This window comes from Trinickia dinghuensis, from assembly GCF_003367175.1.
Taxonomy (GTDB): Bacteria; Pseudomonadota; Gammaproteobacteria; order Burkholderiales; family Burkholderiaceae; genus Trinickia; species Trinickia dinghuensis.
The window spans coordinates 458,939-483,705 of record NZ_QRGA01000007.1; the positions used below are offsets into that span (position 1 = coordinate 458,939).

Annotated in this window: 22 protein-coding genes; 14 read left to right on the forward strand and 8 right to left on the reverse strand. The window is 65.6% G+C overall.

All coding sequences use genetic code 11. The features are described from left to right. Positions 1-44: 44 nt before the first annotated feature. On the reverse strand, positions 45-1,247 hold the full coding sequence (locus tag DWV00_RS14515; protein ID WP_115534263.1) for a cation:proton antiporter: 1,203 nt from the start codon (positions 1,245-1,247) through the stop codon (positions 45-47). A gap of 854 nt (positions 1,248-2,101) precedes the next feature. Continuing rightward, a complete protein-coding gene (gene mnmC / locus DWV00_RS14520; RefSeq protein WP_115534264.1) occupies positions 2,102-4,078 on the reverse strand; it encodes a bifunctional tRNA (5-methylaminomethyl-2-thiouridine)(34)-methyltransferase MnmC2/FAD-dependent 5-carboxymethylaminomethyl-2-thiouridine(34) oxidoreductase MnmC1 in 1,977 nt (658 codons plus the stop codon). A gap of 262 nt (positions 4,079-4,340) precedes the next feature. Between mnmC and DWV00_RS35080 the strand changes: the two genes are divergently transcribed. Both DWV00_RS35080 and DWV00_RS14525 read left to right on the forward strand, forming a co-directional pair. After that, positions 4,341-4,487 carry a hypothetical protein gene (locus DWV00_RS35080; RefSeq protein WP_425452775.1) on the forward strand — a complete coding sequence of 49 codons (147 nt, stop codon included), beginning with the start codon at positions 4,341-4,343 and terminating at the stop codon, positions 4,485-4,487. A gap of 15 nt (positions 4,488-4,502) precedes the next feature. Continuing rightward, the gene (locus DWV00_RS14525; protein WP_074262967.1) at positions 4,503-4,781 is read left to right on the forward strand and encodes an HU family DNA-binding protein; all 279 of its coding nucleotides are present in this window, start codon (positions 4,503-4,505) and stop codon (positions 4,779-4,781) included. Between the two features lie 173 nt (positions 4,782-4,954). Here DWV00_RS14525 and DWV00_RS14530 read toward each other — a convergent pair whose 3' ends face one another. Both DWV00_RS14530 and DWV00_RS14535 read right to left on the reverse strand, forming a co-directional pair. Further along, positions 4,955-6,256 (reverse strand): GTP-binding protein, encoded by a 1,302-nt coding sequence (locus tag DWV00_RS14530; RefSeq protein WP_115534265.1) that lies wholly within the window; start codon positions 6,254-6,256, stop codon positions 4,955-4,957. A gap of 136 nt (positions 6,257-6,392) precedes the next feature. Beyond that, a complete protein-coding gene (locus DWV00_RS14535; RefSeq protein WP_115534266.1) occupies positions 6,393-6,836 on the reverse strand; it encodes a lytic transglycosylase domain-containing protein in 444 nt (147 codons plus the stop codon). 456 nt (positions 6,837-7,292) lie between these two features. Between DWV00_RS14535 and gspD the strand changes: the two genes are divergently transcribed. From gspD to gspF, 3 genes are read left to right on the forward strand one after another with little or no spacing between them, the layout of a single operon-like run. Continuing rightward, on the forward strand, positions 7,293-9,671 hold the full coding sequence (gene gspD, locus DWV00_RS14540) for a type II secretion system secretin GspD (protein WP_115534267.1): 2,379 nt from the start codon (positions 7,293-7,295) through the stop codon (positions 9,669-9,671). Further along, positions 9,668-11,164: a type II secretion system ATPase GspE gene (gene gspE, locus DWV00_RS14545; protein ID WP_115534268.1), complete on the forward strand. Its 1,497-nt coding sequence runs from the start codon at positions 9,668-9,670 to the stop codon at positions 11,162-11,164. The genes gspD and gspE overlap by 4 nt, the downstream gene beginning before the upstream one ends. 3 nt (positions 11,165-11,167) lie before the next feature. Next, complete coding sequence (gene gspF / locus DWV00_RS14550; RefSeq protein ID WP_115534269.1) at positions 11,168-12,385, forward strand: type II secretion system inner membrane protein GspF; 1,218 nt, start codon at positions 11,168-11,170, stop codon at positions 12,383-12,385. Positions 12,386-12,436: 51 nt separating this feature from the next. On the opposite strand, the gene DWV00_RS14555 is transcribed toward gspF, so the two are convergent. Further along, positions 12,437-12,850, reverse strand: a complete 414-nt coding sequence (locus tag DWV00_RS14555; protein WP_115534336.1) for a general secretion pathway protein GspC — start codon at positions 12,848-12,850, stop codon at positions 12,437-12,439. A 136-nt stretch (positions 12,851-12,986) separates the two neighbouring features. Here DWV00_RS14555 and gspG point away from each other — a divergent pair, with 136 nt between their 5' ends. The 8 genes from gspG to gspN all read left to right on the forward strand — a co-directional run bounded on the left by gspG (position 12,987) and on the right by gspN (position 19,102). Then, on the forward strand, positions 12,987-13,451 hold the full coding sequence (gspG, locus tag DWV00_RS14560) for a type II secretion system major pseudopilin GspG (RefSeq protein ID WP_115534337.1): 465 nt from the start codon (positions 12,987-12,989) through the stop codon (positions 13,449-13,451). Between the two features lie 67 nt (positions 13,452-13,518). Continuing rightward, complete coding sequence (locus DWV00_RS14565; protein ID WP_115534270.1) at positions 13,519-14,037, forward strand: GspH/FimT family pseudopilin; 519 nt, start codon at positions 13,519-13,521, stop codon at positions 14,035-14,037. Position 14,038: 1 nt separating this feature from the next. Next, the gene (gene gspI, locus DWV00_RS14570; protein WP_115534271.1) at positions 14,039-14,464 is read left to right on the forward strand and encodes a type II secretion system minor pseudopilin GspI; all 426 of its coding nucleotides are present in this window, start codon (positions 14,039-14,041) and stop codon (positions 14,462-14,464) included. Further along, complete coding sequence (locus DWV00_RS14575) at positions 14,442-15,125, forward strand: PulJ/GspJ family protein (RefSeq protein ID WP_115534272.1); 684 nt, start codon at positions 14,442-14,444, stop codon at positions 15,123-15,125. The genes gspI and DWV00_RS14575 overlap by 23 nt, the downstream gene beginning before the upstream one ends. A gap of 2 nt (positions 15,126-15,127) precedes the next feature. After that, positions 15,128-16,273, forward strand: a complete 1,146-nt coding sequence (gene gspK / locus DWV00_RS14580; RefSeq protein ID WP_425452771.1) for a type II secretion system minor pseudopilin GspK — start codon at positions 15,128-15,130, stop codon at positions 16,271-16,273. Positions 16,274-16,303: 30 nt separating this feature from the next. Continuing rightward, positions 16,304-17,713 carry a type II secretion system protein GspL gene (gene gspL / locus DWV00_RS14585; RefSeq protein WP_115534273.1) on the forward strand — a complete coding sequence of 470 codons (1,410 nt, stop codon included), beginning with the start codon at positions 16,304-16,306 and terminating at the stop codon, positions 17,711-17,713. Then, a complete protein-coding gene (gene gspM, locus DWV00_RS14590; protein ID WP_115534274.1) occupies positions 17,710-18,231 on the forward strand; it encodes a type II secretion system protein GspM in 522 nt (173 codons plus the stop codon). Before gspL ends, gspM begins: the two co-directional genes overlap by 4 nt. 85 nt (positions 18,232-18,316) lie before the next feature. After that, on the forward strand, positions 18,317-19,102 hold the full coding sequence (gene gspN, locus DWV00_RS14595; protein WP_115534339.1) for a type II secretion system protein N: 786 nt from the start codon (positions 18,317-18,319) through the stop codon (positions 19,100-19,102). Between the two features lie 7 nt (positions 19,103-19,109). On the opposite strand, the gene DWV00_RS14600 is transcribed toward gspN, so the two are convergent. Continuing rightward, complete coding sequence (locus tag DWV00_RS14600) at positions 19,110-20,588, reverse strand: efflux transporter outer membrane subunit (protein ID WP_115534275.1); 1,479 nt, start codon at positions 20,586-20,588, stop codon at positions 19,110-19,112. Positions 20,589-20,828: 240 nt separating this feature from the next. Here DWV00_RS14600 and DWV00_RS14605 point away from each other — a divergent pair, with 240 nt between their 5' ends. After that, entirely contained in the window at positions 20,829-22,391 is a 1,563-nt protein-coding gene (locus DWV00_RS14605; RefSeq protein ID WP_115534340.1) for a DHA2 family efflux MFS transporter permease subunit, read from the forward strand. Between the two features lie 73 nt (positions 22,392-22,464). Here DWV00_RS14605 and DWV00_RS14610 read toward each other — a convergent pair whose 3' ends face one another. Continuing rightward, on the reverse strand, positions 22,465-22,866 hold the full coding sequence (locus DWV00_RS14610) for a hypothetical protein (RefSeq protein WP_115534276.1): 402 nt from the start codon (positions 22,864-22,866) through the stop codon (positions 22,465-22,467). Positions 22,867-22,991: 125 nt separating this feature from the next. After that, positions 22,992-24,608, reverse strand: a complete 1,617-nt coding sequence (gene gshA / locus DWV00_RS14615) for a glutamate--cysteine ligase (protein WP_115534341.1) — start codon at positions 24,606-24,608, stop codon at positions 22,992-22,994. Positions 24,609-24,767: the final 159 nt, after the last annotated feature.

Genomic DNA, 24,767 nt, shown 5'->3' on the forward strand with positions numbered 1-24,767 from the left:
GCCGGCCCATTAGGGCTGGCCCCATTCGGGCTTGCGGGCAGCTTTCAAGCGCGCCGTTCGCCGACGAGCGCGAGCGAGCGGTAGACGAGCCAGGGTCCGACGAGCTGCAGGACGGCGATGGAGCACATCACGACGGCGCGCAGCGTGGGGTCGAAGTTCGGATACAGCGCATAGGTATCGTCGACGAGCAGATAGGCGAGCGCCGACATCGGCGAGAGCGACAAACCGAGCGCCACCCCTTGCTTCCAGCCGATGCCGCTCGGCTTCGCGAACGCGAGCACGCCGACGAGCTTGCCGATGAAGCGCGCCACGATCAGCAGCACCGCCGCGACGCCGCCCAGCGCGATGTCGTGCCATTGGAAGGCCGTCATCGTGAGGACGAACAAGATGACGGTGAGCAGCCAGCCTGCCGTGCCGAAATGCTCCGGCCACAGTTGCGGCTTGGCTTCGACGTTCTTCACGATGATGCCGGCCGCGAGCAGGCTAAGGATCGTCGACAGATTGAACAGGTGGGCGATCGCGATCGCCAGCAGCACGAGGCCGAACAGCGCGACGAACGAATGCTCGTCCTGCACTTGCATCGAACGATAGAAGAACGTGCAGGCCTTGGCGAGCAGGTAGGCGAGTATGAGCGAACCGACGAGCAGGTAGAGCGGCTGAGCGATCGTCGCAAAGACGTTGCCGTAGACCTCCTGATGCAGCCAGCCCGAGGCGATCTTCTCGATCACGACCGCGTACATGCTGTTGAGCGCCGTGAGCGTCAGCAGACGCTGCGTGACTTGTCCTTCCGCGCGCAGCTCGGTCTTGAGCTGAATCACCATCGCCGGCGAGGTCGACATCGCGATGGCCGCGATCACCGTTGCCACTGCGGCGCTGATATGCGTGAACAGCAGCGCGGCGAGGACGAGCACGAAGGTCAGCGTCGCCTCCGCCAGACTCGAAGCCACCAGCCACGGATTGCGACGAATCCAGCGCAAATCGAGCCGGCTGCCGAGTTCGAACAGCAGCAGGCCGAGTGCGACGTCGAGCAGCAGGCGCAGCGTCCCGCCCGAGCTGGCGTCGATCGCGCCGAATCCCGCCGCCCCCGCGATCAATCCGATCACGGCGTAGCCCGAGACCCGCGGCAGCCGCCACGTGCGATAGCACAGCTCGCCCAACAGGCCGGCAACGAGCAAGGCGAGCCCGGCCCAGAAAACCGCGTCCGGCACGAACGGCCAGTGAGGAAGAAAGGAAAACGCCGATTTCATCTGATAGCTGCTCCTTTACGGAAGGGCCCTGCAAGGCATCTTGCCCGCTTTTGGGCGCGTTCTCGTGGGTTGCGGGTCCGGTCTTACGGCGACGTGCCGCGGCGCGGACGGAAAGGGTGATTGCCGACGGCGCGGCGGCTGCCGGACGTGGCGATTGGGCACGCTCGATTCGATGCGTGCGGCCGGGCGCTCAGGCGGAGCGTGGCGCATGCCCGGCAAGAGGAACCAAGGTGTGGCGGCACCGACCTCCGGCTCACGCCGGCCCGGCTATCGACATCGCCTCCATTGGCGCAGCGGATCCGTGATGCGCCGCCATGCAACTTGTGCAAGAGGAACACCGATTGTGCCATAGCTTGACTCCAAAACGCACGATTGTTCATCGATTAGCATCGATATCGGTACAAACGACGTCAAATTTCGTATTGCGGAGAAAAAATGGCCGATTTCGTCTGCGTTTGGCACAACCACCGAATGGGTGTAGACGAAAAATAGCGTGTTCGGGTTCGCCGTGCTTGGACAGTTCCGGCGGCGAGGCGTGCGTGCCGGGTTAGGGTTTACTGTTTACGTATGTATACGTAGTAGAAGTTAACAAGGGTGGGCCAAATCTGTGCAAAACCCTTGTTTACTCAAACGGATCAAGATCTTGCCGAACGCATAACCGCATGTGCAGCATGTGCGGGGCGCAGGGGTTTCGAGGCATAACTTTTGCCTCGTCCGGCGCCGAAGGCAAGTTGTCCCGAAAGCATCCACATCGACCTCACACCCATTTCACCGCCGTTTCACTCGCTTATCCACACGTTGCGGTGGATAACATGGCGTATTAGGCCGGGAATCGGGCGGCGTGCAAAGGGGAGTTATCCTCGATCGAAGGTGCCCTGGCGCAACGCGCGCAGCAGATAGCGCGCCGGATCGAGTGCCTCGGCCAGATCGCGCTCGAGCGGCCAAGGTTCGCCCTCGAGCTGGGAGGCGGCCAGTTCGGCGCCGAGCGAGGCCCAGACGAGCCCGCGCGAGCCGAATGCGAAGCTGCCGTAAAGGCCGGGCGCGCGAGGCAGATCGAGCGGCCACGCGCCGCACAGCGAAGCGGCCTGCTGCTCGCTGGCGGTTTCGTCGGCAAGCGCGCCGATCATCGGCAGGCGGTCGCTCGTCACGCATCGGAAGGCCACGCGCCCGCTCAGCGTCGCCGGGTCGAGGCTGGCGCTCTCCTGCGTTTCGCCGAAAGCCGGAAGCAGCCTTGCCAGCCTGGCGAGATTGTCGGCGTGGCTCTCGACACGCAGATCGTTGCCCGCGTCGTCGATATCGTAGGTTGCACCCGTCAGCAAGCCGTCCGTGAGCGGAATCGCGTAGCCGTCACCGATCGCCGGCAGGCGCAGAGCAGGTGCGCAAGCGTGCGGCAAGCGCGTCAGCTGACCGCGCACGATACGCGTCGGCGCGTGCGCGAGGCCTGCGAGGCGCGCCGCATCGCGCGCGTTGGCGAACATGACGACGCTTGCGCGCGCGATGACCTCGCCGTCGGCTCCGAGGACGTTCCAAGCATCGCCGTCGCGTGCGATGCGGCCGGCTTCGGTGCCCGTGCGCCAAACGATCGCATCGCCCGCACTCGCACATAACGCCGCGCACAGTGCGGCCGGATCGAGCGATCCGCCTTGCGGGTAAAAGCATCCGCCGCGCGCGACGCTCACGCCGGCCGCCGCGTGGGCTTCGGCCGCCGACATCGGCCGAACGAGTTCGCGCGGATATCCGAGCGATTCGATCGCTCGGGTGAGCGCGTGCAATTCGTCTTCGTCGCAGGCGATTTGCAGCAGGCCCTCCCGGGTGCGCGCGAAGTCGTAGCCCGCGCGCTCGAGCGTTTGCCATCGCGCCAGCGCGTACTCGAAGCCGGCGCGCGTGATTTTCGACGCGACGCTGTCGTCACGAGAGAGCAAAGGGTGAAACACGCCGGCCGGATTGCCCGATGCCTCGCGTCCCGGCCGAGCGTGGCGCTCGACGATCGTGACCCGCCAGCCGCGGGCGGCGAGCCGATCGGCCAACGCACAGCCGGCCAAACCGGCACCGACGACGATCGCATGGCGCTCGCTCGCGGCGAACGGCAGCGGCGGCTCGTGGCGCCGCACGCGCCAGCGCGGCGAGAAGCGGCCGACGAGCATCGCGTGCTTTCCCGCGAAACCTTCCGTCTTCGTGCATTCGAACCCGGATTGAGCCAGCCCCCGCAGCACGTCGCCGGCACAGGTGTAGGTGGCGAGCGTCGCGCCCTCGCCCGCCAGCCGAGCCAAGGCCTTGAAGGCGAACGGCGACCACATGTCCGGGTTCTTGGCGGGGGAAAAGCCGTCGAGATAGAACGCGTCCGCGCGCAGCCAGAGCTTGGGCAGCAATTCGAGTGCGTCGCCGAAAGCGATCGTCAGCGTCACGCGCCCGCCCTCGAACTCCAGGCGATGCAATCCGGGCGTCAGCATCGGCCAAGCCTGCGTCAACTGCTCGGAAAGCGCCCCGACCGTTGTGTCCGCAACCATGCGGGCGTGCAGTGCGCGCAGATCCTCGGCCCTGAAAGGATGCTTTTCGATCGAGACGAATGCCAGGCGCTCGCACCGGTTGGGATCGGCGCGCCAGGCTGCCCAGGTCGAGAGGAAGTTGCCGCCGATGCCGAAGCCGGTCTCGACGACGGTGAAAAGGCGCCGTCCGCGCCAGCGTCCGGGCAGGCCGTTTCCGCTCAGAAAGACATGCTCGGCCTGGGCGAAAGCGCCCGCGGCGCTATGGTAGATGTCGTCGTACGCGGGGGAAAACGGCGTGCCGTCGTCGCGAAAGGCCAAGATGGCGGGAGTCAGCGTTGAAGTCATCGGCAAAGCGAAAACTGTGGGAAGAGCGCAAGTTTGGACGTAAGGGGCAACCCTAATCGCGACATCCGAGGTGTTGCCGATCGCCCGAAAACCCATGCTGGACAAGGCTTTGCGGGCGTTGGCAAAATCCAACGACATACGGACGCAACGTTGAGAAGCCCTTGGCAGCAGGGGTTCGCGAGTACGACAATGCTCAAACCCAGCGCCGACAAGGCTCGCCAGCGTTAAATTCTTTGAGAGCCTTGCCGTTATTGGGTTTGCGCTGAGCTATCATAGCAAGCGCCGCAAGGCCGTAGCGCCAGGGGTTCAGCGCGACCGAGCGGCGCACGCTTCGCCACTGCTACTCGACGGCACAGCTTGCGTACGTATAATTCGGCGCGTTTGCGCTGTCCGTGTCACTTCAATCTGAAAAAGAGGAACGTTAATGAACAAACAGGAACTGATCGACGCCGTCGCAGGCCAGACCGGCGCCAGCAAAGCTCAAACCGGCGAAACGCTCGACACGCTGCTCGAAGTGATCAAGAAGGCAGTGTCCAAGGGCGACGCGGTGCAGCTCATCGGCTTCGGCAGCTTCGGCTCCGGCAAGCGCGCAGCGCGCACGGGCCGCAACCCCAAGACGGGCGAGACTATCAAGATCCCGGCAGCCAAGACGGTCAAGTTCACGGCTGGCAAGGCGTTCAAGGATGCCGTCAATAAGCGCTAAGCCCGTGTCGGCCCAATGAGGCCCGGCTTGACGTTTTGTCGACACCCGCCAACGGCGGGTTTTTTTTCGCCTAGTTAATCGCACGCCGGCGGCAAAGCGCGCGAAGACGATGGAGGCAGGAACCGCCCCGGGCTCGAAGTTGAAGACCCCGGGGCTTCGCCTTCAGCAAGCGATCAATGGACGATTTGTCCTTCGTCGTCGCCTTCGTGATCGTCGGCGTCGAGATCCCACGCCGGGAAAGGGTCGGGCATCCGCGCCCAGCCTTGCGGGCCGAGCGCGTACTCCTCGTCGGTCAACAGACACGCGTCGAACTTGGCGCGCCAGCGCTCGGCATCGAGCGCGACACCGATCAACACGAGCTCCTGACGGCGGTCGCCGATCGTCGCATCGTCCGCCGCGCCGTACCAATCGGCTGCGATCTCACCGGCGAGCTCGTCGTCTTCGGGCCATTCGTCGCGCGGCTGCGCGGCCCACCACATGCCGGCCGGCCCATGACGGCAAACGCCGCCCGCCTGAGAGAGCGAACCGGCCACCTCGTTGCGCGTGGCGAGCCAGAAAAAGCCCTTGCTGCGCAGCACGCCTTGCCATTGCTCGTGCAGCAGCGCCCACAGCCGTTCGGGGTGGAACGGCCGGCGCGCGCGGAAAACGAAGCTGCCGATCCCGTATTGATCGGCTTCGCTGACGTGGGAATGACCGTGTTCATGATCGTGACCATGGTCGTGGTCGTGGTCATGCCCGTGCTCGAGCGACGCGAGCCAGCCCGGCGCACCCGCCGCTGCCTCGAAGTCGAACCGCTTCGTATCGACGATTTCCGAAAGCGGCACGTTGCCAAAGCGGCTCGAGACCTGAACCGCGCGCGGATTGAGCCGCGCCAAGATTCGCTCGAGCCGCACGAGCGCGTCGGCATCGACGAGGTCCGCTTTGTTGACGACGAGCACGTCGCAAAACTCGATTTGCTCGATCAGCAACTCGACGATGGTGCGATCGTCCTCTTCGCTCGCGGCGAGGCCGCGCTCGGCAAGCGCCTCGGCCGACGCGTAATCGCGCAGGAAGTTGAACGCGTCGACGACGGTGACCATCGTGTCGAGCCGCGCGACGTCGGCCAGCGTGCGGCCGTCGTCGTCGGTGAAGGTGAACGTTTCGGCGATCGGCATCGGCTCGGCGATACCGGTCGACTCGATCAAGATCGCGTCGAAGCGGCCTTCGTCGGAAAGGCGCCGGATTTCGGCGAGCAGGTCGTCGCGCAGCGTGCAGCAGATGCAGCCGTTCGAAAGCTCGACGAGGCGTTCCTCGACGCGCGAGAGCGATGCGGCGTCCTTGACGAGCGCCGCATCGATGTTCACGGCCGCGAGGTCGTTGACGATGACGGCGACGCGCAGGCCGGCGCGGTTCGCGAGAATGTGATTGAGCAGCGTGGTTTTGCCCGCTCCGAGAAAGCCGGAGAGCACGGTGACGGGCACAGGCGAATGGTTCATTACGGTCGACATCGGATGGGGCGATGGCGCGAAGCGCCGCCGCATGGAGGGCGTAGGGAGCATTGTGCACCAAACGCCGGAGCCCCATCCTCGCGGCAGCCGCCGGCCGCGGCTCCGTGCGAATCCCTTCTGGGCCTTAGCGCTGCGCCTGCAGCAGCTTCCACTGCGAAAGAATGCCGATGATCTGGTGCGCGTAATGGTCGCGCAGCGAGGGTGTTTCGGAGTGATACGCGCCGACGGCGGCCCAAGTGTTGCCGTACTTGTTCATCTTCTGCCGCAGATGCCACGCCGCGATGTAGACGTTCTTGCAAGGCTCCATTAGCGTGCCGGTCGAAATGCCGTAATGGGCCAGCGTGGGCAGATGAATCGAATTGATCTGCATGAGGCCGTAGTCGGTCGACCCGTTCGCGTTCTTGTGCAAGGCGTCGGGATGATTGTGCGATTCCTGCCAGGCGATCGCACGCAAAATCAGCGGGTTGACCTTCTGGTAGCGTGCCGCTTCGTCGAAACAGTCCGCGCGTGCGTTCGCGCACGCGAAAGACGCGAGCAACACTGCCAAGATCAGAACTGTCCGTTTCATGGTTCGAGTGCCTTCTTCGACAGAACTACGTTTTTATTCGCGGCGCGCAGCTTGCCCCGGCCAGGACGAGCGTCGCACGGGCAGGTTGGGGAAAACCCGAAGCCGCCGTTCGATTCAGTCGAAATATTCGACCGTATGATACCGGGTGCCGACCGACTGCCATAGCACGCCGTCCGACATAACCGAGCCATTGGCGCTCAGCAGGGGGTACGGCATGGGGGATACGGCGTGCAGATTATCGGACAGTGACCGTCGCGACTGTGGCAATCGAGAATTTTCTGACGTAAAAGCGAAGCCTTGCTCGGCGCTTCGTGATTATTCAGACACAAAAAACTGCTAATGTTCGTCTTCTTGAGAGGCGGGGCGAACATCCGACACTTATACCGACCGGCCAGATCGGTGTTTGCGAGGCGCTACCGCCGAGAGCCAGGCACTTTCGCATTGAACCTATCTTCCATGACAAGAAATCGTATGGCACTGCGTCGCATCGCTACCGCGCTCCTGATGGCCGGGCTCATGACCGCACAAGCCGCGCACGCCGATGTAACGCTGAACTTCGTGAATGCGGACATCGACCAGGTAGCCAAAGCGATCGGCGCCGCGACGAACAAGACGATCATCGTCGACCCGCGCGTCAAGGGGCAGCTGAACCTGGTATCGGAAAATCCGGTTCCCGAGGAGCAGGCGCTCAAGACGCTCGAAGCGGCGCTGCGCATGCAAGGGTTCTCGCTCGTCCAGGATCACGGCGTCCTCAAGGTGGTGCCCGAAGCCGACGCGAAGCTGCAAGGCGCGCCGACCTACGTGGGCAACAACCCGCAGGCGCGCGGAGACCAGGTCATCACGCAGGTGTTCGAGCTGCATCACGAATCGGCCAACAACCTGCTGCCCGTGCTGCGGCCGCTGATCTCGCCGAACAATACGATCGCCGCCTACCCGGCCAACAACACGCTCGTCGTGACCGACTACGCCGACAACGTGCGGCGCATCGCGGCGATCATCGCGGGGGTGGACAACGCCGCCGGACAGCAGATCGTCGTCGTGCCGTTGAAAAACGCGAATGCGCTCGATCTCGAGCCCCAGCTCTCGAAGCTGCTCGATCCGGGCTCGATCGGCAGCACCGACGCGACGCTGAAGGTCACGGTCATGGCCGATCCGCGCACGAATTCGCTGATGCTGCGCGCATCGAACAAATCGCGCCTCGATATGGCCAAGCAGCTCGTCGCGCAGCTCGACGCGCCGAGTTCGCAGCCCGGCAACATGCATGTGGTTCACTTGCGCAACGCCAATGCGGTGGCGCTCGCCAAGACGCTGCGCGGGATGCTCGGCAAGGGCGGCAGTTCCGGCAATAGTGCGGAAACCAGCAACGCCAGTTCGTTCAGCCAAAATAACGCTTCCGGAAGTTCGAGTTCGACCGGCACCTCCGGCACCCCGCCGCTACCTTCGTCTTACGGCAGCAGCGGCAGCAGCATGCTCGGCGGCAGCAGCTCCGGCTCGAGCGGCGGGCTTGGCGGCAACAGCAACGGCAATAGCGACTTCCTCGGCGAAAAGCAAGGCCAGAACAGCGACGACAATCAACCGGGCGGCATGATTCAGGCCGATGCGGCCACCAACTCGCTCGTCATCACCGCATCGGATCCCGTCTACCGCAATCTGCGCGCGGTGATCGACCAGCTCGATGCGCGTCGCGCGCAAGTCTATATCGAAGCGTTGGTCGTCGAGTTGAACTCGGCGACGGCCGGCAACCTCGGGATTCAGTGGCAGGTTGCGAGCGGCAACCTTCTCGCCGGCACCAATCTCTCGAGCAGCGCGGGCAACTCGACCAGCTCCAACATCCTCAGTGTGGCCGCGGGCCTGGCCGCCGGCGGTGCGGCCGGGGCGGCAACGCTGCCCAACACGCTCACCCAGGGCCTGAACGTCGGCTGGCTGCACAACATGTTCGGCGTCCAAGGCCTCGGTGGATTGCTTCAATACTTCGCCGGCACGAGCGACGCAAACGTGCTGTCGACGCCGAACCTGATCACGCTCGACAACGAGGAAGCGAAGATCGTCGTAGGCCAGAGCGTGCCGTACATTTCGGGCCAGCTCGGGAACCTGAACAGCACCTCGGCGGGCTCGGTGTTGAATTCGTACGACCGCCGCGACGTCGGTCTTACGCTGCATGTGAAGCCGCAAATCACCGATGGCGGGATCCTGAAGCTTCAGCTCTATACCGAAGACTCGTCGATCGTCAGCGGCACGACGAACGCGGTGACGAATCCCTCGGGTCCGATCTTCAACTTGCGTTCGATCCAGTCGACGGTTCTCGCGGACAATGGCGAGATCATCGTGCTTGGCGGTCTGATGCAGGACAACTATCAGGTATCGAACAGCAAGGTGCCGTTGCTCGGCGATATCCCATGGATCGGCCAGCTGTTCCGTTCGGAAACCAAGCAGCGCCAGAAAACCAATCTGATGGTATTTCTGCGCCCGGTGATCATCAACGACAGCGAGACCGCGCAGCAGATCACTCAGAACCGTTACGACTACGTGCAGGACGTGACGAACAGCTATCGCTCCGACAACAACGTGATGCGCGACAAGAACTTCCCGGTCGTCCCGCCGATGCCGGCTGGTCCGAACCAGGGCGCGTCGCCGGCAGCGAATTTGTTCGACCTCAGGCAGATGACTCACCAGCCGACGCCTGCACCTGCGCCTCAGCTTCCGGCACCGCAGCAACCGGTCGCGCAGCCGCAGGCCGTGCCGCTGCAGCCGGGGCAGCCGCAGTCGGTGCCGCTACAGCCTCAGCAGCAGCCCACGCCGCAGCCCCAGACGGCCGCGCCGGGAGCATCGCAGTGAGCAGCGTACTGGGTTCAGCCAACGAAGGCATGCCGGGTGGACGCCAGGCGCCTTCGCCGTTCGCGGCACGGCTCGTGCCCTATGTGTTCGCGCGCAATGGTCAGATCCTCGTCGCTCATCAGCGCGCCGAGGGCATCGAAGTCTGGATCAGCGATCGCACGAACCAGGCGGCGCTGGCCGAGGTCGCGCGCAACTTCGGCGCGCTGACGGCCGTGCGCCTGCCGGCCGAAGAGCTCGCTCAAGCGATCAATCAAGCCTACGAACGCAACGACGGCAGCGCCGCCCAGGTCGTCGGCGAAGTGGAAGGCGAAGTCGATCTGTCGCGGCTCATGCAAGACATCCCCGAAGTCGAGGACTTGCTCGAGTCGGAGGACGATGCGCCGATCATCCGCATGATCAACGCGCTGCTCACGCAAGCGGCGCGCGAGCATGCGTCGGACATCCACATCGAACCGTTCGAGAACGCGTCGGTCGTGCGTTTCCGCGTGGACGGCACGCTGCGCGACGTCGTCCGCCCGAAGAAAGCGCTGCACGGCGCCCTGATCTCGCGGATCAAGATCATGGCGCAGCTCGACATCGCCGAAAAGCGCTTGCCTCAGGATGGCCGGATCACGCTGCGCGTGGGCGGCCGCGCGGTGGATGTGCGCGTGTCGACGCTGCCGACGGGGCACGGCGAACGCGCGGTGCTGCGTCTGCTCGAAAAGGACGCGCAGCATTTGAATCTCGAGGCGCTCGGCATGGGGCCCGATACGCTCGCGAAGTTCGACAAATTGATTTCGCGGCCGCACGGCATCGTGCTCGTGACGGGGCCGACGGGCTCCGGTAAGACGACGACCTTGTACGCGTCGCTCTCGCGTCTCGAAACGGCGACGACGAACATCATGACCGTTGAAGACCCGATCGAATACGACCTGCCCGGCATCGGTCAGACGCAGGTCAACGAGCGGATCGGGATGTCGTTCGCAAGGGCGCTGCGCTCGATCTTGCGGCAAGACCCGGACATCATCATGATCGGTGAAATCCGCGACTTGGAAACGGCGCAAATCGCGGTGCAGGCCTCGCTCACGGGTCACTTGGTGCTGGCGACGCTGCATACGAACGACGCGGCGTCCGCTGTGACGCGGTTGACCGACATGGGCGTCGAGCCGTACCTGCTCGCGTCGTCGCTGCTGGGCGTGCTCGCGCAGCGGCTCGTGCGGCGTCTGTGCCCGGTGTGCAAGGAAGAGCGCGTCGAGGAAGGCCATGCGCAATGGCATCCAGTCGGCTGCGACAAGTGCGCGCGATCGGGCTATTCGGGGCGCCGCGGTGTGTATGAGCTGCTCACCATCGACGATTCGATCCGAACGATGATCCACCATAACGCGGCTGACGCCGAAATCCTGACGGCGGGGCGTGCCCAAGGCATGCGAACGCTGCGCGAGGATGCCGAGCGCTGGCTGACTTCGGGCCTCACCTCGCTCGAAGAGGTGATTCGCGTGACGGGCGGGGTCTAGCGCATGCCGGCCTTTCGCTTTGAAGCGATCGATGCGGCGGGACACCCGCAAAAAGGCGTGCTCGACGCGGACAGCGCGCGTTCGGCCCGCGCGCAATTGCGCACGCAGGGGCTCACGCCGCTCGTGGTCGAACTCGCGGGCAGCGCGGCGCGCGGCGAACGCACGCGCCGCCTCGCGCTCGGCCGCAAGCTGTCCTCGCGCGAGCAAGCGATCCTCACGCGCCAGCTCGCGAGCTTGCTGACGGCCGGGCTGCCGCTCGACGAGGGGCTGGCCGTGCTGACCGATCAAGCGGAGCGCGACTACATTCGGGAGCTCGTTGCGGCGATCCGCGCCGAAGTGCTCGGCGGCCATTCGCTCGCAAACGCGCTCGCCCAGCATCCGCGCGATTTTCCCGACATCTACCGTGCGCTCGTCGCGGCCGGCGAACATACGGGCAAGCTCGGCCTGGTGCTCTCGCGTCTGGCCGATTACATCGAGCAGCGCAACGCGCTCTCTCAAAAGATCGTGCTGGCGTTCACCTACCCGGCCATCGTCACGCTGATCGCGTTCGGCATCGTTACGTTCCTGCTCAGCTACGTCGTGCCGCAGGTGGTCAACGTGTTCGCCACCACGAAGCAGCATCTGCCGGTCATCACGGTCATGATGATGGCGCTGTCGGGGTTCGTGCGCCATTGGTGGTGGGCGGTGCTCCTTGGCGTCATTTTCGTCGTCTATGCTGCGCGGGCGATTTTGTCGCAGACGGGCCCGCGGCTTTCGTTCGACCGATGGCTGCTCACGGCACCGCTGCTCGGCAAGCTCGTGCGCGGCTATAACACCGTGCGCTTTGCGAGTACGCTCGCGATCCTGACCGCGGCGGGCGTGCCGATTCTGCGCGCACTGCAAGCGGCCGGCGAGACGCTGAACAACCGTGCGATGCGCGGCAACGTCGACGATGCGATCGTGCGCGTGCGCGAGGGCACATCGCTGTCTCGGGCGCTCGGCAATACGAAGACGTTTCCGCCCGTGCTCGTGCACTTGATTCGCTCGGGCGAGGCGACGGGCGATGTGACGACCATGCTCGATCGTGCATCGGAAGGCGAAGCGAGCGAACTCGAGCGTCGGACGATGTTTCTGACCAGCTTGCTCGAGCCGCTTCTGATTCTGGCGATGGGCGGTGTCGTCCTGGTGATCGTGCTAGCCGTCATGCTGCCGATCATCGATCTGAACAACATGGTGCAGTAGCGAACATGGATGGGGCCGAGCGGCCCCTTGGAAGACGGGCGGGCGAGCGGTTCAGCGGACGTAGATGGTCGGGCCGCCCGCGTTGGGTGCCAGCGGGACTTCCGAGCGCACGCCGTTGTGATCGATGACGATCGAGCGAGCGCGCACTTCGGCGAGCGTCGTGCCGTCGGTGATCTTGCTGCCGAGGGCGATTGCGCGGGCCGGTTCATCGCCCACGCCGACGATCGCCGCGGCACCTTCGCGCAGCGCGAGAATGCCGACGAGCTTGATGTTGCGATTGACTTCGTGCGTGAGCTTGCCGCCGAACAGCGCGGCGGCATCTTCGGCCGATGCGCTCGGCGTGACGGCGGCCGCTTGCGGCGCCGGCGCGGGGTGCGCGGTCAGCACGACGATCCAATAGGTGAGCGTCGCGCAGAAAACCGCGAACAGCGCGAACGACAGTAGGCGGATTTGGAGTGTATTCATGCGTGTCATTGTAAGGGCTATTCTGGTCTTTGCGAGTTTTGCGAACCCTGACGCGCAGCCCCATTACAATCGGCGGCGCAAAGCGAAGTGCGCGGGTTGCGCTTCGTCGACAATTCATCGAAAGAGGTAGTGAATGATGCAACTGTGGAACCAACGTCGTAACCAAGACGCGGCCCTGCGCGCGCGCCGCCAACGCGGCTTTACGCTGATCGAGATCATGGTCGTGATCGCGATTCTCGGCATTCTGGCCGCGCTGATCGTGCCCAAGATCATGAGCCGCCCCGATGAGGCGCGTCGCGTCGCGGCGAAGCAGGATATTGGGACGATCATGCAGGCGATGAAACTGTACCGGCTCGACAACGGACGCTATCCCACGCAGGAACAAGGTCTGCGCTCGCTCATCGAAAAGCCCTCGACGGATCCGATCCCGAACAACTGGAAAGACGGCGGCTATCTCGAGCGCCTGCCGAACGATCCGTGGGGCAATGCCTATCAGTATCTCAATCCGGGCGTGCACGGCGAGATCGATGTCTTCAGCTATGGCCCGACCGGCAAGCCGGGCGGCGAAGGCAACGATGCCGACATCGGCTCGTGGCAGTGACGCGGCGCATACCGCGCACGACGCGTGGCTTGCCTTAAGCCCTAGCCCTCTAGCACTCCCCGCGAACATGTCCATCGACGGCGGCATCGGCTCGTCGCGTCAACGGCTCGGTCGGGCGGCGTCAGGCCCGGCGCGCGCGCGCGGCTTCACGCTGCTCGAGATGATGGTCGTGCTCGTCATCGCGGGGTTGCTCGTCTCGCTCGCGTCGGTTTCGCTCAAGCGCAATCCGCGCACCGATCTGAACGAGCAGGCGCAGCGTCTCGCGCTGCTGTTCGAATCGGCCTCCGACGAAGCGCAGGTGCGCTCGCGGCCGATCGCTTGGCAACCCGTCGGAGGCGGCTATCGTTTCGACATCCGCACCGAGGACGGCTGGCGCCCGCTGCTGCGCGACGATCTCTTTCGCCAGCGCAATTGGGAGGCCGGCGTGACCGACGTGACGATCGACTATCCGGGCTCGGATCTGCATCCCGATCGTCTCGTGTTCGGGGTCGAAAGCATCGGGCAGGCGGTGACCGTCACGCTCTATTCGTCGGTCGGACGCGCGACGATCGTCGGCACCGGCAACGGCCGCTATGAGGTGCGTTGAGATGCGTTCCCCTCGCCCGCCTGCTCGTGCCCCGGCTCCTGCTTCTGCTTCCGCTCGGGAGCAAGGCTTCACGATGATCGAGGTGCTCGTCGCGCTCGCGATCATCGCCATCGCCCTCGCCGCGTCGCTGCGCGCGGTCGGCATGCTCGCGGGCGACGAGGCCGAACTGCACAGGCGCCTGTTGGCCGGATGGAGCGCCGACAATGCGTTGGCCGAGCTGCATCTGGCGCGCGAGTGGCCCGAGCTCGGGACGCAGACGTTCGACTGCTCTCAAGGCAATCTGCCGCTCACGTGCACCGAGCGCGTAAGCGGCACGCCGAATCCGATTTTCCGCCGCGTCGAGGTGTCGGTGACGACGCCCGGGCGCGCCGGCAACCTGGCTCAACTCGTCACGGTGGTCGCCAATGAGACGAACCGTGCGCTCTGAACGCCGACGCGCCGGGCGGCGCCAGCGCGGGTTCACGCTGATCGAGCTGATGGTCGCGATCGCGATCCTGGCCGTCGTCGCCATCCTGTCGTGGCGAGGCCTCGACCAGATCATGCGCGGGCGGCAGACCATCCAGAACGCGATGGAAGACGAACGCGTGTTCGTCCAGCTGTTCGATCAGCTGAGCGTCGATGCGCGCCAGGCGGCGACCGACGACGAAGTGGGCCAGCCGGCTGTGTCCGCCACCAGCAACGGGCTGCAGATCGTGCGCTCGTTCGGGTCTCCGGGCGAGGCGCCGCGCCTGCAGGTCGTGCGCTATCAAGTGCAGGACGGGCGGGTGACGCGCTATGCATCGCCGCCGGTTGCGACGCTCGGCCAGTTGCAGCGCGCGCTGGCGGCGTCGAGCACGAGCGGCGCTTGGAGTGCGGTGCCGCTCATTTCCGGGGTCGGCAAGATCACCGCGCGCATGTACGTGCCGAACGTCGGCTGGACGACGAAGATGGGTGACGTCACCAACGAAATCGCACGCAACGCCAATAACGTGAAGGTGCCGCAGTTCGGTTCCACGCCGCTGGCCCGTGCGGTGATGGGGCTCGAAGTGTCGATCGGCGCGCCGTCTCTGCACGTGCCGATCCGCCGCGTGTTCCTCGTCGGAGAATGACGATGCGCGCGCAAATCCCCTCGTTCAAGCATTCGCTTCGCAAGCGGCCGATGGGGCCGCGGCGCCAGCGTGGCGCGGCCATCATCAGCGCGCTGCTCGTCGTGACGCTCTCGGCGATTCTCGTCGCCGGCGTGCTCTGGCGTCAGCAAGTGCAGATCCGGCGCATTCAGAATCAGCGCCTGATGTCGCAAGCGCTGTGGGTGTCGCGCGGCGCGGTCGATTGGACGCGTCTGATACTGCGCTCGGAAGCCGATACCGCGCCCACGGTCACCTATTTGGGCGGTATTTGGGCCGTGCCGATCGCCAAGACGCGGCTCTCGGATTTTCTCGGCAAGGTCGGCGTGGGCGATGCTGCGGAAAGCGAGCAAACCTACCTATCGGGCTCGATCGAAGATGCGCAGGCGAAGTTCAACTTGCGCAATCTCGTCTCGGTCCCGGCGCCAGGCAGGCTGCAGGTCGACGTCAACGAAATGGCCGTATTTGCCCGGCTGCTCACGCTCGTGGGGCTCGACGGCAGCCTCGCGAAAACCGCGGCGCTGCGCGAACGCGCGTCGTTGATGCGATCGGCCACGCGCTTTCAGAACCCGCTCAGCAGCCGGCTCGGCTCGGCGGGACAAACCGTGCAGCCGCAACCGCAGACCGGTGGCACGGTGGGGGGCGACAGCTCCACGAACACGCCGGGCCTGCAAGACGGCTTTAGCGACGGCTCCGAGGGCGCTCCGCTGCAATTCACGAGCGTGGATTCGCTGCTGAACGTGCCGGGCTTCACGCCCGAAATGGTCGCGCGGCTGCGGCCGTTCGTGACCGTGCTGCCGACATCGACGGCCGTCAACATGAATACCGCGCCGGCCGAGGTGATCGCCGCGCTGGTGCCGGGCATGTCGCTCGGGAGCGCGCAGGCGCTGGTGTCTCGGCGTCAGAGCGCGTTCTTCCGGAATACGAGCGACGTGCAGCTCGCCTTGCAGGGCACGGGTGCGCTACCTCCTAATTTCGACATCACGCAGATTCCCATGGACGTCACGACGAGCTATTTTTTCGTGCATGGGCACGTGCAATACGAGCGGGCCGAGGTCGACCGTACGACACTCATCTATCGCGATCCGCTTACGCATACGACACGAGTCGTGCGCGTGCGCGATCAGCTTTGAACCGGATTCAAAACCAAGAGAGGGCGGGCCTTGAGCACGTTGATCGTCTTACTGCCGCCGCGAGATCCGGCGGTGCCGTCGCAAGAATGGCAGATCCCGGAGATGCCGTTCATGCTCCTCGACAAGAGCGGGCGCAAGGAGCGCGCGGGCCGCGCGGCGCTTGCGTTCCTGCCGCGCGCGTCCACGACGGTGCTGATCGTCGCGGCGCGCGACATGCTGATGCTCGCGGCGACGCTGCCGCCGGTGAAGGGGCCTCGGCTCAAGCAAGCCTTGCCGAACGTGGTCGAGGACTATCTGATCCAGGACGCGCAAACCTGCCACATCGCGCTCGACCCGCGGCCGCTTGCCGACGGCAAGCGCATGATGGCCGTCATCGACCGCGGCTGGTTCCGCTTCATCGTCGAAGCCTTCAACTCGGCCGGCCACCGCAGCCTGCGCGCGGTGCCGGTCACGCGCTGTCTGCCGGCGCCGGTCGCCGCACCCACGATGGCCGAGGAGCCGGCGCTTGCCGACGTCGCGGCGGTGGCCGCGTCGGCGAGCGAGCCGGGTGCCGAAGCGGTGCCGGCCGGGGCCGTGCCGCTGGTCGCGGCCGTGCTCGGCACGGTGGCGCAGACGGCGCCCGCGATTCTGGCCGACGCTGCGCTCGCGGCCACGCCCGAGCCGACCTTCATCGACAACACCGAGCCGCGCGTCGAACTCGCTCTGGCTCGGGGCGAGCACGGCGAAGGGCTCGCGGTGCCGCTTTCCGCGCTCGGCACGACGCTTGCGGCGCTGGCCGGCGAAGCGAGCGTGACGGCGTACGAGCTGACGGGATTGCCCGGCGGCGAACCGACGCTGGCCGGCGAGGCGATGCCGGCACACGGCGTGCACGTGGGGGTCGCACCGCTGCCGTTCGAGACGCTCGCTCGCAACGCGCTCGACAGCCGTTTCGACCTCTGCCAGTTCGAGTTCGAATCGCGGCCGTGGCGGCTCGATCGCGCGACGCTGCGCCGGCTGCGCCTGCCGGTCGCGCTCGCGTGCGCGGCACTCGTCGCGGCCGTGATCGGCGCGAACGTGCAGTGGATGATGCTCGCGCACGAGCGCGACGCACTCACAGCGCAAATGACGGAGCTGCTGTTGAATGCGTTCCCGAAGACGACCGTGGTGCTCGATCCCGCATCGCAGATGACGACGCAGCTCGAGCATCTGCGCCTCGCCGCCGGCGAACTGTCCCCCGACGATTACCTCTCGTTGGCGGCGCGGCTTGACCGTTCGCTCGGCGGCATACCCGTGAACGGCATCGCCGCGCTCGATTATCACGATCGCCGTCTCGACGTGACGTTCAAACCCGCCGTCAAACCCGATCCCGCATTCGGGCAGCGGCTCGCGCAGAACGGGCTCGCGGGCGAAATCGATACGAACACCGGCAAGTGGGTCATTCGAAACGGGAGCGGTCAATGAATCTGGGCACACTCGGTGATGTTTGGGCCAGCTTCTGGGAGCCGCGCACCGCGCGGGAGAAGCTGCTGCTGACTTGGGGCGGCGTCGCCGTCGCGGTAGTCGTCGCTTACTCGGTGCTGTGGGCACCGGCGCAGCAAGGCCGCTCGCATCTGCACCAAACGCTGCCGGCGATGCAGCGTCAGATCGCGCAGATGACGGCGCAGGCCGACGAGGCGCGTGCGCTCGCGTCGGCCGCGCAGGGGCTCGCGCCCACGGGCGGCGCGTTGCGCGACGCGCTGTCCGCATCGCTGACGCAAGCGGGCCTCGCGACGACGCAGGCACGCTTGACCGGCGAGGCGGTGCAGCTCGAAGCGAAGAACGCGTCGTTTCCGGCTTGGACGATGTGGCTCGACGGTGCGCGCAAGCAGTTCAAGGTGCGCGTCATCGAACTGCACGCCACGGCGCTGAAGGACGACGGCCAAGTCGACCTCACGGTCGCGCTGCAGCCCGCCACGGCCCCGGCGAGGACCGAGCAATGACGAGCGTCTTTACCTTGGCCGCGAAACGGAGCTGGGATTGCGCGTCGAGTTGCGCGTCGATGCGGCATACGGTGCGAGGTTGCGCATGAGCGGGATGGGGCGGCGTTTGCTCGCCGCGCTGCCGTGGCTCGTGATTGCCGTCGTGTCGTGCGGCGTGACGTTCGTCGCGATGGCGCCCGCCGCGTGGATCACGCCGCAGTTCGCCAAGGCGACGCAGGGCCACGTCAATCTCATCGAGCCGTCGGGTTCGCTTTGGCACGGCTCGGCCACGCTCGTGCTGGCGGCAGGCAGGGATTCGGGCGCCGGTACGCTGCTGCCCGGGCGCGTGCAATGGGATACGGCTTTCTGGCCGTTGTTCACGGGACGCTTGAGCATGCGCATGCGGCAAACACCGGCGATGCCCGACCCGATCGAGGTCGACGCGGCGCCGCGCAACGCCACGGTTTCGTCGGGCGAAATCGCCGTGCCGGCGGCGCTGCTTGCGGGATTGGGGGCGCCGTTCAACACGCTGGATCTGCAGGGCGCGGTGCGGCTGGCCTGGACGCCTTGGCGGCTGCTCGGTACGCGCTCGTACGGCCAGCTCGTCGTGACGTTGAACGACATGAGTTCGCGCGTGTCGCCCGTCAAGCCGCTCGGTTCCTATCGCGTGGCGCTGCAATCGCAAGGCGATTCGTCCACGATCGACCTGTCGACGGTGAACGGCTCCTCGCTGCTGCTGAGCGGGCACGGCACGATCTCGGCGAACGCGAGTTCGTTTCATGGGCAAGCGAGTTCGACCGGGCAGGCCAGCGAAAATCTGGCGGGCCTGCTCAACCTGCTAGGACGCCCGACCGGCCAGGAGGGAACGGTCGCGCTCGACTACACGCATTAGCGTTAGGCTAGCGGGCGCTGCCCACCTCTTCACGATCCATCTGCGCGATGTTCCATCCTCCCCCGAGCGCTTTGACTAGGCCGACCGACGAAACCATCCGTTGGCCGGCCAGACTCGCGAGCTTTTGCTCGGCGGAGAAGGCCGTCGTCTGCGCGGTCAGCACGCTGACGTAGGCGACGGTGCCGGCCTTGTATTCGTTCGTGACGATGGCGAGCGCTTGCTTGGCGGAGTCGACGGCCTGGCGCTGAACGACGATCTCTTGAGCGAGGATCCGTTGCGATGCGAGGTCGTCCTCGACTTCCTGGAACGCGCCGAGCACTGTCTGCCGGTAGACGGCGACTTGCTGGTCGTAGGCAGCGCGCGCGGCTTCGGTCTGCGCGTGGCGCAAGCCCGCATCGAACAGCGTTGCGGCGAGTTGGGGGCCGACGCTCCAGAACCGCGACGGCAGCGTGAACAGCTTGGACAGCACCGAGTTTTGGTAGCCGCCTTGCGCGGAGAGCGTCAGCGTGGGGAAGTAGGCCGCGATCGCGACGCCGATCTGCTCGTTGGCTGCCGCGGTTTTACGCTCGGCCGCCGCGATGTCGGGCCGCCGCTCGAGCAGTGCCGAGGGCACGCCGACCGGCACGGACGGCGGTTCGGCGGCGAGCGGGATCGGCGGAATCGAAAACGTCGACGCACTCTGGCCGACGAGTACGGCAATGGCGTGCTCGTCTTGCGCGCGCGTGACACCGTTGTCGATCGCGGCTGCCTGCGCCGACTGCAGCTGCGTTTGTGCCTGAATGACATCCGAACGCGCGACGACACCCTGCCCATACTGGTTCTGCGTCAGTTTGAGCGCTTGCGTATAGGCGCTCACCGTGTCGTCCAGCAGCTTTTGCGTCGCATCGAGCGCGCGCAGCTGGAAGTAAGTCTGCGCGAGCGTGGCCTGCGCCGACAGCCGCGCGTTCGCCAGGTCGGCCGCGGCACCTTGCTGCCCGGCCTTTTGAGCGGAGACGGTGCGGCTCACTTTGCCCCAAAGATCGGGCTCCCACGACGCATCCAGTCCCGCGCTGAACGAATTGCTGATGCCACTGGACCCTGAGCCTGCCGAACCGAGCGAGCCGCTGCGCGAAGAAAACTGCTGCCCCGCGCGCGACGCGCTGGCCGTCAGCCCGAGCGTCGGGAAATACGCCGCGCGCGCTTCGGCAACGAGCGCGCGCGCCTGCCGGTAAGCTGCCTCGTACTGGGCGATCGTTTGGTTCGACGTATCGAGTTGGTCCATCAACGCCGAAAGCCGCGCGTCGTGGTAGATCGACCACCAGTCGCCGCGATCGGCGTGGTCCGCGGGTTCGGCCACCTTCCATCCGGCCGGCGTTTCCTTGTACGACGCAGCGCTCGGCGTGCTTGGGCGATGGTAATCGGGGCCGACGGCGCACCCGCTCAGCGCGGCTGCCGCGGTGGCGCACGCTAGCGCGGCGGCGAGGGAAGGAAGGGGACGAAGCGGCATGCCTGCGTGTGTTCGATGGAATTCGCCCGATGGTAACGCAGCCGGCCGGCAGCGGGGGTTACGGCAAGTTACCGCACGATGCAATCCTTCAAATGCCTCCGAGTTACAGGACTGAACCATCATTGCATAGAAAAATATTGACAGGGCAATCAAATTTCGAGATATTGGCGCCGAATGGAACCGAACCCCGGTGGGCCACCGCGCGTGGGTTCGCAGGATCAAAGAACAAGGAGAATGCGCATGGCAAATGCGGCTTCCGCCGCGGCCGCGCCGCCGCCGGCTCCCGTGCAGCTGACCGGCGGCACGTTGGCGCTGCTGACGGTCGGTCTCGCCTTCGGCACGTTCATGGAGGTGCTCGACACCTCGATTGCCAACGTCGCGGTGCCGACGATATCGGGTAGCCTCGGCGTCGCCACGAGCGACGGTACGTGGGTCATCTCATCGTATTCGGTGGCGGCGGCGATCGCCGTGCCGCTTACCGGATGGCTCGCGCGGCGCGTAGGCGAGGTGCGTCTGTTCACGATCTCGGTGCTGGCCTTCACGATGGCTTCGGCGTTGTGCGGTCTGGCGGTGAACTTCCCGTCGCTGATCGCATTCCGGTTGCTGCAGGGGCTCGTGTCGGGACCGATGGTGCCGCTCTCGCAGACGATCCTGATGCGCAGCTACCCGCCGGCCAAGCGCGGTTTGGCGCTCGGGCTTTGGGCGATGACGGTGATCGTCGCGCCCATCTTCGGGCCCGTGATGGGCGGCTGGATCACCGACAACTACTCCTGGCCCTGGATCTTCTATATCAATTTGCCGATCGGCCTCATCTCGGCCGCGTCTGCGTACTTCCTGCTGCGCGGGCGCGAAACGCCGACGGCCAAGCAGCGGATCGACGGAGTTGGCCTGGGGCTGCTCGTCGTGGGTATCTCGTGCCTGCAGATGATGCTCGACAACGGCAAAGACCGCGATTGGTTCAGCTCGCCGTTCATCGTCGCGCTCGCGTTGATCGCGGCCGTGGCGCTGGCCTTTCTGCTCGCCTGGGAGATCACCGAGAAAACGCCGGTCATCGATCTGACGCTGTTCAAGGACCGCAACTTTGCCCTTGGCGCGCTGATCATCTTTCTCGGCTACATGACGTTCTTCGGATCGGTCGTCATCTTTCCGCTTTGGCTGCAGACGGTGATGGGCTACACGGCGGGCCTCGCCGGCCTCGCGACGGCGCCCGTCGGCCTGCTCGCGCTCGTGCTCTCTCCGCTCATCGGCCGCAACATGCATCGGCTCGATCTGCGCATGGTGGCGAGCTTCGCGTTCGCGGTGTTCGCGATCGTCTCGATCTGGAACGGCACGTTCACGCTCGACGTGCCGTTCGGCCACGTCATCATGCCGCGGATCGTGCAGGGTATCGGCGTTGCCTGCTTCTTCGTGCCGATGACGACGATCACGCTGTCGAGCATTCCCGACGAACGGCTCGCGAGCGCCTCGGGCTTGTCGAACTTCCTGCGAACGCTTGCCGGCGCGATCGGCACGGCGATCAGCACCACGTTTTGGGAGAACGATGCGATCTATCACCACGCCGTTCTCTCCGAGTCGGTCAGCGCTTACTCGCAGAACACGACGGCCTATCAGCATGCGCTCGGCACGCTCGGAATGACCGGCGACAGCATCACCGCGCAGTTGAACTCGCTCGTCACGCAGCAGGGCTACATGATGGCGACGAACGACTTCTTCCGGATTTCCTGCGCGGCGTTCGTGCTGCTGGCCGGGCTCGTTTGGATCACCAAGCCCAAACGCGGCGCCGGTGCCGCCATGGGGCATTGACGCGGATGGGCCGCACGCCGCGCGGCCTCGCCCCAGGGGCTGGGCGCGAGGCTTAAAGTTTAAGGTTCAAAGCTCAAGGCTGCGCATGCTCGGCGCCGGTTTGAACGAATTGCTTGAAATCGGCGGCCGCTTGCCACGGATTGGGACGGCAGCCTTCGAGCGGACGGTCGCAGTGCGCGGCGAAGCCGATCGTCGACGAGCCGTCGGGGTTGCGCGCGAGCGTGACTTGGAAAGCGGGCGTGCCGCTGCCGCCCGCGGGGCCCGCCGTTTCGATCGCTTGGCTCGTATCGATCTGCAACGGGTAGTGGGTGTGCCCGATGATCCATTGCCTGGCGCGCTGCCACCAGAGCGAGCATTGGTCGGCGCGGCACACGAGCGGCTTCGTCGCGGCCTGCATCGTTTCCGGATTGACCTGGTTCGTCGCGGCGCATCCCGCGACGAGCATGCAAGCGAGCACCGATGCGATCGTTTTCATGGCGAGCGCCCTCCTTCCATCTTGTTCTGAAAGGTTCGACGTGATTGTCGAGCAGACGTTCGCATGAAGCACGGCGCATGCCGTTCGGCCGCCCTTGCCCGGCCGCCGCGGCTCGGACTGCCGGCCTATACGCTGAAGCGATCGAGCGTGTAACCGCGATAGTCGTTGACGAAATCGTCGAACGAGCCCGGGGCGTCGCGGCGTTCCAGTTCCACCTGTTCGGCCAGCGAGCGCTCGGCCAGCAAGCGGGCCGCCTCCAACACATCGGCCTTGGGCGGTTGGCCGCGGAAGTAAGCCGCATGTGCTTCGCTTTGGGCCAAGCCGAACGCGAGGAAACTCTGGCCGCGTTCACGCATCGTGCGCAGCACGCGCGCGGCGGGCGTCGCGTCGGGATCGGCCAGCTTCGCGCGTTGCGCGGCGACGGCGTGCACATGGGCGTCACCACCCTTGACCGCATCGAGTGCCTGCGCGGCGGCTTCGATATGCCCCATGAGTTCGTCGGCCCAGTCGCGCATCGAGACCTCTTGGCCGTCGCGCGACAGCGTCAAGCCGGGCTTGCGCCCTTCGAGCGTGATGCGGCCGAAATTGGCGTTCGCCTCGGCGTAGGCCGTCGGCGGCAGCGACGGGCTATCCGCGAGCGCGCACACGAGCAGATAGGCGTCGAGGAAGCGCGCCGTCTCCACGCTGATGCCGCTCGGCTCGAACGGATCGATGTCGAGGCAGCGCACCTCGACGTACTGCACGCCGCGCGACGCGAGTGCGTGCAAGGGCCGCTCGCCCGAGTAGGTCACGCGTTTCGGCCGGATCGTCGAGTAGAACTCGTTCTCGATTTGCAGCACGTTCGTGTTGATCTGCACCCAGCCGCCGTTGCGATGCGTGCCGATCGTCTCGTACGGCGGATAAGGTTCGCTCACGGCGCGCGCGAGCGCGTCCAGATAACCGGACAGCGTGTCGTAGTTCGGTTGCAGCGCCGCTTGCGCGGTCGTATTCGAGTAGCCGAGGTCGCTCATGCGCAGGCTAGTTGCATAGGGGCGATAGAGCGTGCTGTCGTCGAACCTTTCCAGCCCGTGCGGGCGTCCTCGCAAGAAGGCTTCGTCGAGTGCCGGCGATGCGCCGAACAGATACATCAGCAGCCAGTTCGTTCGGCGGAAGTTGCGAATCAGCGCGAAGTAGCACGCCGATTGGAAATCGACGGCGGTGGCGTTCGTCGGGCGCTGCGCGTGCAGCAGACGCCACGCCTCCTCGCTCAGCGAAAAGTTGTAGTGGATGCCCGCGATGCATTGCATCGTCCGGCCGTACCGCAGCGCGAGCCCGTGACGGTAGACGTGCTTGAGACGGCCGATGTTCGACGTCCCATATTCAGCAATCGGGATTTCGTTGTCGGCCGGCAGCCGGCCCGGCATCGAGTCGGTCCAGAGCAGTTCGTCGCCGAGCTGCGAATAGACCAGGCGATGCAGCTCGTCGAGCCGCTCGATCACTTGCTCGGGTGTCGCCTCGGCCGGCGTGATCAGCTCGAGCAGCGCCTCGGAATAATCGGTCGTCAGCGACGGGTGCGTCAGTGCCGAGCCGAGCGCGCGCGGGTGCGGGGTCATCGCCAGCGCGCCGTCGCGCTCGATGCGCAGGCTCTCCTTCTCGATGCCGCGCAAGCCATGGGCGAGCACGCCCCGCGCCGCCGGTGAGGTCAACACCGACAAACGCTGCGCGAACGCTTCCGACCTGGATGGTATTTGGATATCTGACATCGAAGCCATGCGGGCGCCACGCCGTCATGCGCGGGCACCTCGGTGCAATTATTGTTGAGTAGCGGGCACTCTAACACCGTGCCGAGAACCTCGCTTGAAGCCAATATGGGCTTGGGAAAGCGGCCCTAGCGCATGGTGGCGGAACGTGTGCGCCCAGCG